This window comes from Actinospica sp., from assembly GCF_035552695.1.
In the GTDB taxonomy this organism is placed as follows: Bacteria; Actinomycetota; Actinomycetes; order Streptomycetales; family Catenulisporaceae; genus Actinospica.
Window position 1 is genome coordinate 45,898 of the sequence record NZ_DASZKT010000026.1, and the last position, 13,329, is coordinate 59,226.

14 protein-coding genes and 1 pseudogene are annotated in these 13,329 nt (G+C 70.0%); 9 read left to right on the plus strand and 6 right to left on the minus strand.

Features of this window, described 5'->3' with window-relative positions:
• Window positions 1-7 precede the first annotated feature (7 nt).
• A complete protein-coding gene (locus VG296_RS04290; protein ID WP_325563272.1) occupies window positions 8-997 on the plus strand; it encodes an acyl-CoA dehydrogenase family protein in 990 nt (329 codons plus the stop codon).
• Window positions 998-1,001: 4 nt separating this feature from the next.
• Here VG296_RS04290 and VG296_RS04295 read toward each other — a convergent pair whose 3' ends face one another.
• Complete coding sequence (locus tag VG296_RS04295; protein ID WP_325563274.1) at window positions 1,002-1,931, minus strand: AraC family transcriptional regulator; 930 nt, start codon at window positions 1,929-1,931, stop codon at window positions 1,002-1,004.
• Window positions 1,932-2,007: 76 nt separating this feature from the next.
• Here VG296_RS04295 and VG296_RS04300 point away from each other — a divergent pair, with 76 nt between their 5' ends.
• On the plus strand, window positions 2,008-2,847 hold the full coding sequence (locus VG296_RS04300) for an NmrA family NAD(P)-binding protein (protein WP_325563276.1): 840 nt from the start codon (window positions 2,008-2,010) through the stop codon (window positions 2,845-2,847).
• Between the two features lie 10 nt (window positions 2,848-2,857).
• The gene (locus VG296_RS04305; RefSeq protein ID WP_325563278.1) at window positions 2,858-3,298 is read left to right on the plus strand and encodes a hypothetical protein; all 441 of its coding nucleotides are present in this window, start codon (window positions 2,858-2,860) and stop codon (window positions 3,296-3,298) included.
• Here VG296_RS04305 and VG296_RS04310 read toward each other — a convergent pair.
• On the minus strand, window positions 3,203-4,801 hold the full coding sequence (locus VG296_RS04310; protein ID WP_325563280.1) for a class I adenylate-forming enzyme family protein: 1,599 nt from the start codon (window positions 4,799-4,801) through the stop codon (window positions 3,203-3,205). The two genes, VG296_RS04305 and VG296_RS04310, sit on opposite strands and share 96 nt — an antisense overlap.
• Window positions 4,802-4,888: 87 nt before the next feature.
• On the opposite strand from VG296_RS04310, the gene VG296_RS04315 reads away from it, so the two are divergent.
• Window positions 4,889-5,803: a TIGR03619 family F420-dependent LLM class oxidoreductase gene (locus VG296_RS04315; protein ID WP_325563282.1), complete on the plus strand. Its 915-nt coding sequence runs from the start codon at window positions 4,889-4,891 to the stop codon at window positions 5,801-5,803.
• Window positions 5,800-6,426, plus strand: a complete 627-nt coding sequence (locus tag VG296_RS04320) for a cysteine hydrolase family protein (RefSeq protein ID WP_325563284.1) — start codon at window positions 5,800-5,802, stop codon at window positions 6,424-6,426. Before VG296_RS04315 ends, VG296_RS04320 begins: the two co-directional genes overlap by 4 nt.
• An 8-nt stretch (window positions 6,427-6,434) precedes the next feature.
• Here the strand turns inward: VG296_RS04320 and VG296_RS04325 are convergent, their stop codons facing one another.
• Window positions 6,435-7,157: a GntR family transcriptional regulator gene (locus tag VG296_RS04325; RefSeq protein WP_325563300.1), complete on the minus strand. Its 723-nt coding sequence runs from the start codon at window positions 7,155-7,157 to the stop codon at window positions 6,435-6,437.
• A gap of 190 nt (window positions 7,158-7,347) precedes the next feature.
• On the opposite strand from VG296_RS04325, the gene VG296_RS04330 reads away from it, so the two are divergent.
• The 4 genes from VG296_RS04330 (at window position 7,348) to VG296_RS04345 (ending at window position 11,245) form a co-directional block, all read left to right on the plus strand.
• Entirely contained in the window at window positions 7,348-8,196 is an 849-nt protein-coding gene (locus VG296_RS04330) for an NAD(P)-dependent oxidoreductase (RefSeq protein ID WP_325563286.1), read from the plus strand.
• Window positions 8,193-8,954, plus strand: a complete 762-nt coding sequence (fabG, locus tag VG296_RS04335) for a 3-oxoacyl-ACP reductase FabG (RefSeq protein ID WP_325563288.1) — start codon at window positions 8,193-8,195, stop codon at window positions 8,952-8,954. Before VG296_RS04330 ends, fabG begins: the two co-directional genes overlap by 4 nt.
• The gene (locus VG296_RS04340; protein WP_325563290.1) at window positions 8,938-9,825 is read left to right on the plus strand and encodes an enoyl-CoA hydratase-related protein; all 888 of its coding nucleotides are present in this window, start codon (window positions 8,938-8,940) and stop codon (window positions 9,823-9,825) included. Before fabG ends, VG296_RS04340 begins: the two co-directional genes overlap by 17 nt.
• A 121-nt stretch (window positions 9,826-9,946) precedes the next feature.
• A complete protein-coding gene (locus VG296_RS04345; RefSeq protein ID WP_325563292.1) occupies window positions 9,947-11,245 on the plus strand; it encodes a GDSL-type esterase/lipase family protein in 1,299 nt (432 codons plus the stop codon).
• Window positions 11,246-11,281: 36 nt separating this feature from the next.
• Here the strand turns inward: VG296_RS04345 and VG296_RS04350 are convergent, their stop codons facing one another.
• From VG296_RS04350 to VG296_RS04360, 3 genes and pseudogenes are all read right to left on the minus strand, one after another.
• Window positions 11,282-12,352: an LLM class flavin-dependent oxidoreductase gene (locus VG296_RS04350; RefSeq protein WP_325563294.1), complete on the minus strand. Its 1,071-nt coding sequence runs from the start codon at window positions 12,350-12,352 to the stop codon at window positions 11,282-11,284.
• Window positions 12,349-12,993 (minus strand): NADPH-dependent F420 reductase, encoded by a 645-nt coding sequence (locus tag VG296_RS04355; protein WP_325563296.1) that lies wholly within the window; start codon window positions 12,991-12,993, stop codon window positions 12,349-12,351. Before VG296_RS04355 ends, VG296_RS04350 begins: the two co-directional genes overlap by 4 nt.
• 124 nt (window positions 12,994-13,117) lie before the next feature.
• A pseudogene (locus tag VG296_RS04360) lies at window positions 13,118-13,329 on the minus strand (NADPH-dependent FMN reductase); the annotation flags it as partial.

Consider the following 13,329-nt stretch of genomic DNA (forward strand, 5'->3'; position numbering starts at 1 on the left):
TTTGCGGATGGACCTCACCCTCACCGCCGAGCAGCGCGCCATGCGCTCCACCCTGCGCGAGCTCGTGCGCGACCTCTGGCCGCACGACCGGCTGCTGGCCGCTGCGGACGCCCCGGCTCTCGACGACGGGAGCTGGGCCGCATTGGCGCGGCTCGGCCTCTTCGGTCTGACCGTGCCGGAGGGCGACGGCGGAATGGGACTCGGCTTCGCCGACGCGGCCGTCCTGTTCGAGGAACTCGGCCGCGGCCTGGTTCCCGGTCCGCTGGTGCCGACCGCGCTCGCGGCCTCCGTCGTGCCGGAAGCGGTCACCGGCAAGGCGGTCGTGGCGATGCTGGACGTCCGCGACCGGATCCCTGTCGCGGAGCATGTGGGATCGGCGACCCATCTCGTCGCAGTGAACGACGACGGCCTGTTCCGCTCGCTCGCGGGGGAGTACACCCACCGGCCGGTGGCTCGGCCGCTCGACCCGCTCACCCCGCTGTCCCTGGTCACCCTGCCGCACGGCCTCGGCGAGCGGATCGGCTCGGCCGCCGACGCGGCGCGCTGGCGCGCCGAGGGCACCGTGCTGACCGCCGCCTTGCAGGTGGGAGTGGCCCAAGGGGCGCTCGACCTCGCCGTCCGCTACGCCGGCGAGCGCAGCCAGTTCGGTCGCGTCATCGGGTCCTTCCAAGCAGTCAAGCACCTGTTGGCGGAATCCTTGGTCAAACTCGACCTGGCGCGGGCGGCCACGCTGGTGGCGGCGCTCGCCGCGGACGATCCGGATGCCGAGGACGCCGACGAGGCAGCCTCCGCCGCCAAAGTGCTGGCCGACAAGGCGGCCACGGAGGGCGGCCGCACCTGCGTCCAGGTGCACGGCGGAATGGGTTTCACCTGGGAGGTGCCGGCTCACCTCTATCTGAAACGAGCGTGGCTGCTCGCCACCTGCTTCGGGGACGCCGACGAACACGCGGCACGGCTGGGCGCGATGCTGGGTCGCGCCTCGGAATCGACGTCGTAGCCGGTCAGTGCCCTGGGATGCTGTCAGGTGTCCGCAGCGCCTCTCGCTGCCGCCAACGCCGTGGAGGCTCTCCGTGGTGTCGGCGGAAGGCTGTCGCGAATGCGTATAAGGATGAGTACCCCACGCGCGCGGCGACCTCGTTCAGCGTTGCGTCCTGGGCCAGCAGGAGATCGCGGGCGAGCGTCATCCGCCAGTCCGAGAGGTATTTCATGGGCGTCTGCCCGAGCGCCTGCTGGAAGACGCGCGCGAACGTGGCCCGGGACATGTTGCTGAGCCTCGCGAGATCGTCGACGCTCCACGGTTCGTCGGCTCTCGCGTGCATCGCCTGCAGCGCCGGTGAGAGGCGGGGATCCGAGGCCGCGCGGAACCAGGCCGGGGCGTCCGGGCTGCGCGCGAGGCCGGTGCGGAGGCCCAGGACCACCAGGACGTCCAGCAGCCGGTCGAGCACTGTCTGCTGGCCGGGTTCGGCGTGCGACATCTCCCTCGACAGGAGCGTGACCACGCTGTGGATCGGATCGTCGATGCTCGCGGGAAGCGAGAGCACCGGCGGAAGCGCCTGAACGAGTCCGGCACCGATATCGCCGGCGAATCGGTAGGCCCCGCAGAGGAACACCGTGCTCCGGGCGTCCGGCCTTCCCCGGTCGTCGCCGTTGACCGAGAAACGGAACTCCTCCGGCGAGGCGCAGCGCGCGCCCGGCTCGTGGGCGATGAAGTGATCCGGTCCTCCGCGGACGATCGCCAGGTCACCGGCCGTCAACTCGAGCGCGTCGTCGCTCCCCTCCGTCCACAGCCAGGCATGGCCCTGAACCACCGCGTGCACGGCGAGCTGGATCGTTCCGGGCAGCCGTAAGCCCCACGGGGCGATCGCGATGGACCGGGCGAACAGTCCTCCCGCTGCCCGGGCGCGGATCAGATGCTCTTGTAGGACATCCACCCCATGAGTGTTCCGCACAAAAAATTGAGCGTCAACGCCATTGAGCCGCTCATGTACTTCCCTCGATCATGAACTCATGAGCAATATGGCCAACCATCGTGTCCTCGTCCTCGGCGCCACCGGCAAGACCGGCTCGCGGGTCGCCGCTCGGTTGTCCGAGCGCGGATACGGCGTGCGCACCGCGGCTCGGACGCGCGCCGAGGTCCACTTCGACTGGGACGACCCTGCGACTTTCGAGTCAGCCCTGCACGGTGTGACAGGGGTTTACCTCGTGTCGCCCGTGCTGCGCGTCGACTTCGCCGACGTGGTATCTCGATTCCTGGACCAGGCAGAGCGGGCCGGCGTCCGGAATGTCACCTACCTCAGCGCCTACGGCATGGAGTACGCCCCGGCCGAGGTGGCGCTGCGCGCCGTGGAGCTGGATCTCATCTCGCGCCCCTCGCTCAGCCACTCGATCATCCGCCCGGCGTGGTTCATGCAGAACTTCAGCGAGACGTTCCTCAAGCCGATCGACGACGAGATCGTCGTGCCCAACGGCACCGGCGCCGAGGCCTTCGTCAACGCCGCGGACATCGCCTCCGTCGCCGCCGCGACTCTCACCGAGCCCGAGCTGCACGCCGGCCGCGCCTACGCCCCGACGGGTCCTGAGTCGCTGACGCTCGACGAGGCCGCCCTGATCATCTCGACCGCCGTCGGCCGGACCATCGCGTATCGGGACACGGATCGCGACGAATGGGTCAGCGCGATGGTCAGATCAGGCGTGCCCGCCGAGTACGGCGAGGTCCTGCGCATGCTCACCGAGACGATCGCGAACGGGCACGGCTCCCGTCCCAACGGCGACGTCCTCGCCGTGACCGGCAAGGAGCCGATCGGCTTCGCCGAGTTCGCCGCCGAGACCGCTCCGGCGTGGAAGTAGATGAGGCACCGTGAAGACCCCCATCGCCGACCCGGCCGACTTCGCCGCGCTCGACCCGTTCTTCCGGATCATCGAGCAGGGCCTCGACGGGCTGGTCGAGCCCGGCCATTTCTTCGACCTCCTCGCTGAGGACGTCACCGTCGAGTACGTGGTGACGGTCCCCGGCTATCCGGCGCGTGTCGAAGGCCGCACGGCGGTCGCCGAGCTCTACCGCCCCTACGGCAGCATGCTCGTCCTTGACCGTTGCTTCGACCTGGCCGTCTACCACGATGTAACGAAGGGCGTCGTAGTGCTCGAATACGGTTCCGAGGGTCGCGTCGTCGGCGCCGGGGGCCGCTATGCCAACCGGTACATCTCAGTGCTCACACTCCGCGATCGGGAGGTCGTGCACTGGCGGGACTACCTCGATCCGGTCGCCGTCTTCGACGCGGTGGGTTGGCCGGCGCATTGAGGAGCGGGCGGTCGCGGCGACGGCCATCTCCCGGAGGCGGGCCGTGTCGATCTTGTAGGTCGCGTTGACGGGGAGGTCCTCCACGAACACCACGGCGTCCGGTGTCTTGTAATCCGCGATCCGCTCGCGGCACCAATCCTGGAGTTCCGCCGCGCCGAGACGGCCCTGCGCTCCGTCGTGTTCCGCCACTACGAACGCCACCCCGATCTCGCCGATCACCGGCGCCGGCGCGCCCACGACGGCCACTCTGGTGACGCGGGGATGCGCTGACAGGGCCGCTTCCACCTCTGCTGGATGGACGTTGTAGCCGCCTCTGATATACATGTCGTCCGCTCGCCCGACGATGGTCAGGTTGCCTTCCGCGTCGAGGCGGCCCAGGTCGCCGGTCGTGAGCCAGCCGTCCGTGGCGATGGTCCGGGCGGTCTGCTCAGGGTCCTGCCAGTAGCCGCGCATGGCGGCTCGGGAGCGTAGGTGGATCCGTCCGGTCCGGCCGGTCGCGGCGGGCTCGCCTGCCACGGTGCGGATCTCGACTTCGGCACCGCCCAGTGGCCGTCCGACCGTGTGCGCCACCGTCGCGGGTGGATCGCCGATGCGGGTGCCGAACGCGAGCGGCACCTCGGTGCTCGCATAGCGCACGACCACGGCGCAGCCCAGTCGCTCGCGCAGCGCGGGCACGAGGGCGGCCGGCACCCGGCTGGCCCCGGTGGACACCAGCCGCAGGCAGGAGAGATCGGCCTCTGCGAGTCGGTCGAGCGCGATGAGCTTCTCCCACTGGGTCGGCACGCCCTGACCGACCGTCACGCGCTGCTGGGTCAGCATGTCGAGCATGCTGTCCGCGGTCCATACCGGCGAGGTGAGCACCAGTGCGACGCGGTGCCTGAGCTGGTCGTGAACCCTGGTCATGTAGGCGGTGTGCGCGAAGGGGATCGGCATCAGCTTCCGGTCGTGCCACGCACTGAGCGGGCCGACCTCGGCGGCGATGAACGCCAGCGTCCGGTGGTCGAACCAGGCGCCCTTGGGCAGGCCGGTCGAGCCGCTCGTCCACACGATGACGGCGGGATCGTCCTCGGGCACGGCGGTCCAACGCGGCGCGGAAGCCGCCGTTGCGCCTTGCATACGCAACTCGTCCGGCGTCCGGACGCGGCATCGGACCCCTGTCGGAATGCGGGCTGGGGTATCCGTGATGATCGCACTCGGTGCCGAACGAGCGATGATGTGCCCGATCTCCGTCGGGCCCAGGCGCGGATTGGCGGCGGAGACCACCGCGCCGAGCCGGATCGCGGCGAGATAGCAGACCGCGAAGTCCCGGCCTGAGGGCAGCAGGAGCAGCACGATGTCGCCGCGGCCGACGCCGAGTTCGGCCAGCGCGGAGCAGGCGGCGGCGGATTGCGCCCACCAGTCGCCGAAGCTCAAGGTGCGACCGTCCTGGACCAGCGCGGGCAGGTCCGGCTCCTCGGCCAGGACCGCCTCGAACAGCTCTGCCAGCACTGCGGTGTGCGTCATTGCCCACCCTGCCCGTCTCGGGATTTCGGCTGTGGATCCGGACCGTGGATCTGGAATTTCCGCCTCGGCCCTGTCATAGTAGTTGCTATGTCAACGGCGACAGCAGGACCCGTGCGCTGGTCCGTGGCGCTGCCCACCGAGCAGGTCGAGCGCGGCGCGGAGCTGATCAGCGCCGAGGCGGTGGGCGAGATGGCCGCTGCGCTGGAGGCCGCGGGTGTCGACGCCTGCCACGTCACCGACCATCCCTACCCCCCGGCGTCCTGGGTCGCCGCGGGCGGCCACCATGCGCTCGACCCGTTGATCGCGCTGTCCTTCGCCGCCGCGGCCACACGGCGGCTGAAGCTGCACACCAACGTCTACATCGCCGGGTACCGCCGACCGGTACTCGCCGCGCACGGCATCGCGACCCTGGACGCGCTGTCCGGTGGCCGGGTGATCGCCGGCCTGGCCGTGGGGTACCTGGAGCCGGAATTCGCCGCACTGGGAGTGGACTACCACCGCCGAGGCGCGCTGCTCGACGAAGCCGTCGCCACGATGACGGCGGCATGGGCAGGCTCGCCGGGACCCCAGGGGAACCTACTGCGTCCGGCGCCGGTGTCACGGCCGCATCCTCCGCTGTGGTTCGGCGGGAACTCGGCCTCCGCGATCCGAAGGGTGGTCGAATCCGGCCGGGGATGGCTGCCCTTCCCGGCGTCGCAGGGCTTCGCCAAGGCGACCCGCACCGCCCCGATGGAAGATCTCGACGACCTCAAACGAGCGATCGGCGAACTGCGTCACGCCGCGGAACGGGCCGGTCGCACGGATCCGATCGACATCTGCTGCATACCGTTCTCCCACCCGCACCACCGCTCGGTGTTCGATCCCCGGCGGCTCGTCGAGGAGGCGCTGCAGCTGGCCGAGCTGGGAGTGACCTGGCTCTCGGTTCGGCTGCCGGCGCCGAGCCGTATGGGCTATCTGGAGAACGCCGAGCGCTTCGGCGTCGAAGTGGTGCGTGCGAGGTGAGTGAGCCCACAGTGCGCGAACTGCTGCCGGTAGGCCGGACGGCAGTGGTGCTGCAGGAACTGCAGAACGGCATCGTCGGTGCCGAGAGCGCGTTCCCGGCACTGGCCGAAGCGGCGGCGCGGATCGGCGTCGTCGGCAACGCCGCCCGGCTCGCCGCGGCCGCGCGGGCGGTCGGTGTGCCGGTCGTCCACGCCACCGCGGAGAACCTGCCGAACGGCTTCGGCGCGAACCGCAACGCCCGGCTGTTCGCGGGAGCGCTGAAGGCAGGCGCCGTCAACGCGCCCGGCACCTCCTCGGTCCGACCCGTGTCCGAGGTCTACGCCGAGAGCGATCTCGTCCTGCCCAGGCACCACGGCCTTTCGCCGATGGCGGACGGCCGGCTCGACGCACTGCTGCGCAACGCGGGCATCACGTCGATCCTGGTCGCCGGGGTATCGCTGAACATTGCGATCCCTTGCCTGGTGTTCGACGCGGTGAACCGCTCGTACCGGGTGGTGCTGGCAACCGACGCGGTGGCCGGAACCCCGCTCGAGTACGGCACCCAGGTGCTCGAGCACTGCCTCAGACTGGTCGCCACGCCGACCGGCACCGAGACCGTCCTCGAAGCCTGGAGGGTGCCGTGATGCGCGGGTCAGTCGGCCTCGCGCTCGCCGAACGCGCCCGTGGCCTCCAACATCACCACGACCTTGTCGGCCTCGCGGCGCAGCAGGGCGGACAGCTCCACGTCGGCCTGCTCGCCGTCCCGTGCCTTGAGCGCCTTGACCACGGCCCGCATACCGCGCTTGTGCACGGCCATCGCGCCCGGCACCTCCGCGAAGAAGTCGCCGGGCACGATGCTGTGCGCCAGCTGCCGCATCGCGGTGCTCATCCGGCGCGACCCGCCGAGCGCCACCATCCGGCGCAGGAACTCGAGGTTGAGCTTGGAGAATTCGTGCGGATCCGTGGCGTCCAACAGCAGCTTGCTGAAGGTGACCAGGGCGGCGATCCCCTCGTCCGAGCCGCGTTGCGCGGCCCGCTGGGCGGCGAGGCCGTAGATGCGCCCCAGCAGCTCGTAGTGGTCGCGGGTGGACTGCTCGTCGAGCCCGACCACGAACGCTCCGCGATGCGGCTCGATCATGACCCAGCCCTCGCGGTCCAGCGCGATGACGGCCTCGCGCACCGGGACGCGGCTGACCCGCAGTTCCGCGGCGATCTCATCCTGGGGAACGCGCTCCCCGGCCCGCAGCCGGTTGGCGAAGATCATGCGGCGGATGTAGTCGGCGACCTGCTGGGCGCTCGTGGGACGCGAGAGCCCGCCGGACGACAGCCCGTCGTCCTCGAAGGTCGTGGGCAGGGTTGAACCGCGGCTGGCGATGACGGCCTCCTCGTGACCAGGCGACCCGGCCCTGTCTCGGCCGTGTCACATCGAACATTGTATAAGTCATTATCTCTCAGCGGCCGACTGCGGGAAGCACCGCCCGCCGGGCGTCCGACCGCTTCGTGACATCTTACAAGTGTATAATGTATATTATCCACAACCGATCGGCCCACACCTGGGAGGTGCGATGACCTCGGCTCTGCGCGGGCGCACGATCGTGATGTCCGGCGGCAGCCGCGGGATCGGGCTCGCCATTCTGCTGGCCGCCGCGCGCCAGGGCGCCAACGCGGTGCTGCTGGCGAAGACCGGCGAGCCCGATCCCCGGCTGCCCGGCACGGTCCACACCGCGGTGGCCGAGATCAGGGCCGCCGGCGGCGAGGCGGTGGCCGTGGTCGGCGATGTACGCAGGGACGAGGACGTGCAACGGGCGGTCGCCATCGCGGCCGATCGCTTCGGCGGAGTCGACATCTGCGTCAACAACGCCGGCGCAATCGACAAGTCGGGGACCGCGGACCTGTCGGTCAAGCGCTTCGATCTGATGCAGCAGATCAACGTCCGAGGCGCCTTCCTGCTCGCCCGCGCGTGCCTGCCGTACCTGCGGCGATCCGATCACGCGCACATCCTCTCCCTGTCGCCTCCGCTGAACCTTTCGCCGCACTGGCTCGGCCGCTTTCCGGCCTACACCCAGTCCAAGTACGCGCTGACGCTGCTGACCCTGGGCTGGGCCGAGGAACTCGCGGCCGACGGGATCGCGGCGAACTGCCTGTGGCCGCAGACGAGGATCGCCACGGCCGTCATCAAGAACCTGATGGGGGGTGACCAGGCCCTCGCGGGCGCGCGCGACCCCGAGATCATGGCGGACGCGGCGGTGCGGATCCTCTCCGGCGCGGCGTCCTGCTCCGGCCGCGCGCTGCTGGACGTCGAAGTGCTCGCCGACGCCGGCGTGACGGACCTGAGCCGATACGGCGGCGGGGAGCACCCGACGCTCGACCTCTACGTAGACCCCGCGATTGAGACGGAAGGCGAATCGACATGACCACCGACGCGCACAGAACGGCCATCGTGACGGGCGGCGCCCGCGGCATCGGCGCGGCGATCGCCGCGCGGCTGGCCGAAGACGGCCTCGCCGTCGCCGTGCTCGACCTCGACGATGCCGCGGCGAAGGCGACAACGGACGCGATCGGGGCCGCGGGCGGCCGGGCCCTGCCGGTACCGGTGAACGTGGCCGACGCGGAATCCGTGCGGACCGCTGTCGAACGGGTGGCCGCCGAGCTCGGGCCGCCGACCGTGCTCGTCAACAACGCCGGCGTGACGCGGGACAACCTGCTGTTCCGGCTGACCGAGGACGACTGGGACACGGTCATGTCCGTGCACCTGCGCGGCGCGTTCCTGATGTCGCGGGCGGCGCAGAAGTACATGGTGGAAGCGGGGTTCGGGCGGATCGTGTCGCTCTCCTCGACGTCCGCACTGGGCAACCGCGGACAGGCCAACTACGCGGCCGCGAAAGCCGGCATCCAGGGATTCACCAAGACCGTGGCCCTCGAACTGGGCAAGTTCGGGATCACCGCGAACGCGATCGCACCGGGCTTCATCGAGACGGAGATGACCCGCGCCACCGCGCAACGGCTCGGGCTCTCCTTCGAGCAGTACAAGCTCGACCGGGCCGCGGAGATCCCGGTCGGCCGGGTGGGGCAGCCCGCGGATATCGCGCACCTGGCCTCGTTCCTGGTCAGCGAGGGCGCCGGATTCGTCTCCGGGCAGGTGATCTATGCCGCCGGTGGCCCCAAGACCTGACGTGCCGTCCATCGCCTGGGATGCCACCGAATTCGAGCAGCTCCGGGTCGAACGCCGCGGCGCCGCACTCGTCGTGTCCCTGCACCGCCCGGAACGGCTCAACGCCTTCACCCCGAGGATGGGCGACGAGCTGCTGTCGGTCCTCGACGCCGCGGACGCGGACGACGAGGTTCGCGCCGTGATCATCACGGGCAGCGGCCGTGGCTTCTGCGCCGGCGCCGACCTCGGGTCCCCGGCGGATCTCGGATTCGGCGGCACCCGGTTCGCCTACCCGGACCCGGACACCCACCGCGACCTCGGCGGCCTGGTCTCGCTGCGGCTGTTCGAGGCGCTCAAACCAGTGATCGTCGCGTTCAACGGCCCTGCCGTCGGGGCCGGCATCACGATGATGCTGGCCGCCGACATCCGATTGGCGTCCAACGAAGCCAAGTTCGGGTTCGTCTTCGCCCGCCGCGGAATCGTGCTCGAGGCGGCCTCGAGCTGGTTCCTGCCGCGGGTCGTGGGGATCAGCCGGGCCATGGAATGGGTGAGCACGGGCCGGATCTTCGATGCCGACGAGGCCTGCGCCGCCGGGCTGGTGCGCTCAGTTCACGAACCGGACGCGCTGCTGCCCGCCGCCCTCGCGCTAGCCGAGGAGATCGCGGCCGCAACCGCGCCGGTCTCGGTGGCGCTGAACCGGCAGATGCTGTGGCGGATGCTCGGGGCGGGCCACCCGAGGGAGGCGCACCTGCTCGACTCGCGCACCCTGGCCGAGCGCGGAGCCTCGCCCGACGCGCGAGAGGGCGTCACCGCGTTCCTGGAGAAGCGGCCGCCCAGCTTCTCCGACCGGGTCTCGACGGATCTGCCCGCATCCTTTCGGCGGACCGGCTGACACGTCCTCAGCGACGCCTTCCTTTCGTACATTGTATATGTTATACACAGTTTCGATAGGCGAATGCCGTCCCGCGCGCCGTGATCCCGACGCGCGGGCGGGCTCGAACCCTGGAGGGAAGTTGAACAGACGACAACGCAGCGCGGCGTTGCTCGGCCTGCTCGGGCTGGTGGGCGGCCTCATGGTGGCCGCCGATCCGCCTCGTGCACAGGCGGCGGGCGCCACGATGGGCGAGCAGTGGGCCGCGAGCTGGACGGCGAGCCCCACCGATGCGGCGACGCCCCTGGACGCGGCCGGACTCGCGGTGCCGGCCGCGGTCACGGACCAGACCTTCCGCATGATCGTCACCCCGCATCTCGGTGGCGGCGTTCTGCGGATCCACCTGTCGAACCGGTTCGGTTCCGCACCGATGACCTTCGGCCACGTGACCGTGGGGATAGCGGGCAGCGGCTCTGTGCAGAAGCCGGTGAACGTCACCTTCGGCGGTCAGAGCGGCGTCACCGCCCCGGCCGGCCGGGATGTCGTGTCGGATCCGGTGGATCTGACCTTCCAGGCCTTCGAGCCGCTGGCGGTCAGCATCTTCACACCCGGCCTGCAAGGCGCCCCGACCAAGCACTGGAACGCCAACGCCACCTCGTACTACTCGGTACCGCTCAGCGGCGACCTGGCGTCGGCGGGCAGCGACCTCGGCTTTCCGTTCGTGACGGAGGCGTGGATGTTCGCCGACGGGATCGATGTCGAGGCGCCGCAGCCGACGGGCGTCGTCGTGGCGTTCGGAGACTCGATCACCGACGGTTTCGTCGCCTCGACCGCGGCCAGCCTTCCGGTCAGCCTTTCCGCCGCGGACAAGAACGCCCGCTATCCCGACGACCTGCAGCGCCGGATCGACGCCGCCGGGATTCCGCTGTCGGTGGTCGACGCCGGGATCAGCTCGAACCGCTTGCTCACCGACGGCGCGGGTCAGTTCCCCGGCCCCAGCGGGCTCAGCCGGTTCCAGACCGACGCCCTCGGACAGCCGGGCGTCACCGGCGTCCTGGTGCTTGAAGGTATCAACGACCTCGGCATACCCCCGGCGACCACCACCGCCGACCAGCTGATCGCGGGCTACCAGCAGCTCATCGCCGAGGCCCACGCCGCAGGCGTGAAGATCTGGCTCGGCACGATCATGCCCGCCTCCAACGCCCTGTTCGACGGAACCCTGCTGGCTCCGCAGAGCGAGACCTATCGCGAACAGGTCAATGCCTGGATCCGGTCGCAGCAACTCGCCGACGGAGTCGTGGACTTCGACGCCGCGATGCGCGACCCGTCCGACCCGAACGTGCTCGACCCGGCGTACGCCGGCGTCGACAATCTGCACCCTGACCTGCTCGGGTATCAGGTCATGGCGAACACCGTCGACCTCTCGATGCTCGGCGGCTGAGCCCCTGGTCCGACCATCCTCGGGCGGCGCCGGAAATCAGGCGGAATCCGGCGCCGCCGCGAGGAGTTCGCGGACTCTGGGGACCACCCGGGTGCCGTAGAGTTCGATGTTGCTCATCAGGGCGCTGTGCGCGAGTCCGCCCATGCCGTACTTAAGGTCGAAGCGGTTCGCGCCGAGGGTGGGGAGGTTCGCCGCGATCTTCTGCGCGACCGTCTCCGGAGCGCCCACGTAGAGCGCGCCGTGCGGCCCCACCTCGTGCTGGAACGACTCCGCCGTGGGCGGCCGGAACCCTCGGGACGCGCCGAGGCGGGTGATGACGTCGCGGTAGTACGGCCAGAATTCGTCGCGAGCCTGCTCGTCGGTGGCCGCGACGTGGCCCGGCGCGTGCACGCCGATCGGCCGTTGGGGTTGCCCGTACTGCTCGAGCGCCTTCCGGTACAGTTCGGCGAACGGCGCGAAGCGGGCGGGGTGCCCGCCGATGATCGCGAGCATCAGGGAGAAGCCGTAGCGCGCCGCGCGCACGACCGACTGAGGACTGCCGCCGACCCCGATCCACACCGGAAACGGCCCGGATTCGGTGTGCGGTACGACATCCTGGTTGACCAGCGACGCGCGTGTTTTGCCCTGCCAGGTGACCGGTCCGCCCTTGAGCAGTTCGGCGAACAGGTTCGTCTTCTCCTCGAACAGCTGCTCGTAGTCGGAGAGGTCGTATCCGAACAGCGGGAAGGAGTCGATGCTCGAGCCTCGGCCGAGGACCACCTCCGCGCGGCCGGACGAGATGGCGTCGAGCGTCGAGTAGCGCTGGAAGACCCGGACAGGATCGTCCGAGCTCAGGACTGTGACGGCCGACCCGAGCCGGATGCTGCTGGTGCGGGCGGCGATCGCGGAGAGCACCACGTCGGCGGCCGGCATGGGCATGTCGGCCGTGTGGTGTTCACCGACACCGACGAAATCGAGGCCGACCTGCTCGGCGAGCACGCCCTGCTCGACGACATCGCGGATTGCCTGGGCGTGCGAGACCAGACGGCCGTTCTCGTCCTCGGTGACGTCGCCGAACGTGTCGATGCCGAAACTGAGCGGGAACTGTGGCGTCTCGGTGGTCGTCATGACTGAATCCCTTCTCCACGAGTGATGGAATCGGCGTGCAGGGCGCGCTCGAACTCGACTCGTTGCAGGGGTACGCCGAATACCGGGCCGCCGGGCTCCAGGAGTCGGCCGGCGCGGAGGCTTGTCAGTCGCACCGTGTCGTAACCGATGTGTTCGACGACCTCGGCCACGGTGTCCACGGCGGCCGGATCGTCGCCCGCGACGCCGAGTGCGCGGCGCAGCGGCGAGCCGGCAGTCTGCCGTTCTTCGTCGAGCTCGTGATAGCCGATGTGGTTGAAAGTCTTGACGATCGTGGACCGGCTCAGCCGACGCGCCACGATCTCGCTGCTGCCGTATCCGTCTTCGTCGAACGTCGTTACGACACCATCGACGGGCGGCCAGTAGTTCATCGTGTCGACGACCAGCTTGTCGGCCACCAATTCGGGGTCGAGGCTCATGAACCGGTGCACGGGCATGGACAGGACGACGAGGTCGGCGTCCGCGACGGCGTCGCCAGCCCACAGCGGCTCGGCTCCAGGTGCGAGCACCTGGACGATGAGCGCGATCTTCTCCGGGTCGCCCGACGCCGCGATCGACACTTGATAGCCGGCCTCGACGGCCACGCGCGCGATGATCGGCCCCATGTGCCCGGCGCCCAGCACGGCGATCCTCGGCATGTCGCTCATGTACTGATCACATCCCCTGTCCGGGCGGCTTCGGTTTCCCGTGCCCCCGGCCCCGCCGCGAGAGGGCGGAGCCGGGGCTCGTTGTTCGGTTTGACGGGGTTCAGCTGCGGACGGTCTTGAGTGCGCCGGCCCATGACTCGAGCTGGTCGAACATGGTCGTGGCGGGGTCGGCGTGCTGGGGGCCGGGCTTGAAGACGGAGAAGTTCTCGAAGTCGGTGAACAGCGAGAAGGACAGCTGCTGGCGGACGTGGGCGATCTGCAGTTCGCTGGTGATCGCGCGCAGGTGCTCGATGGCCCGGGCGCCTCCGAGGG

Bases quoted from the DNA above. Each gene is read 5' to 3' on its own strand.
- VG296_RS04290 (WP_325563272.1), top strand. From the start codon at position 8: ATGGACCTCACCCTCACCGCCGAGCAGCGCGCCATGCGCTCCACCCTG.
- VG296_RS04300 (WP_325563276.1), top strand. From the start codon at position 2,008: ATGAGCAATATGGCCAACCATCGTGTCCTCGTCCTCGGCGCCACCGGC.
- VG296_RS04310 (WP_325563280.1), bottom strand. From the start codon at position 4,801: ATGACGCACACCGCAGTGCTGGCAGAGCTGTTCGAGGCGGTCCTGGCC.
- VG296_RS04315 (WP_325563282.1), top strand. From the start codon at position 4,889: ATGTCAACGGCGACAGCAGGACCCGTGCGCTGGTCCGTGGCGCTGCCC.
- VG296_RS04330 (WP_325563286.1), top strand. From the start codon at position 7,348: ATGACCTCGGCTCTGCGCGGGCGCACGATCGTGATGTCCGGCGGCAGC.
- fabG (WP_325563288.1), top strand. From the start codon at position 8,193: ATGACCACCGACGCGCACAGAACGGCCATCGTGACGGGCGGCGCCCGC.
- VG296_RS04350 (WP_325563294.1), bottom strand. From the start codon at position 12,352: ATGACGACCACCGAGACGCCACAGTTCCCGCTCAGTTTCGGCATCGAC.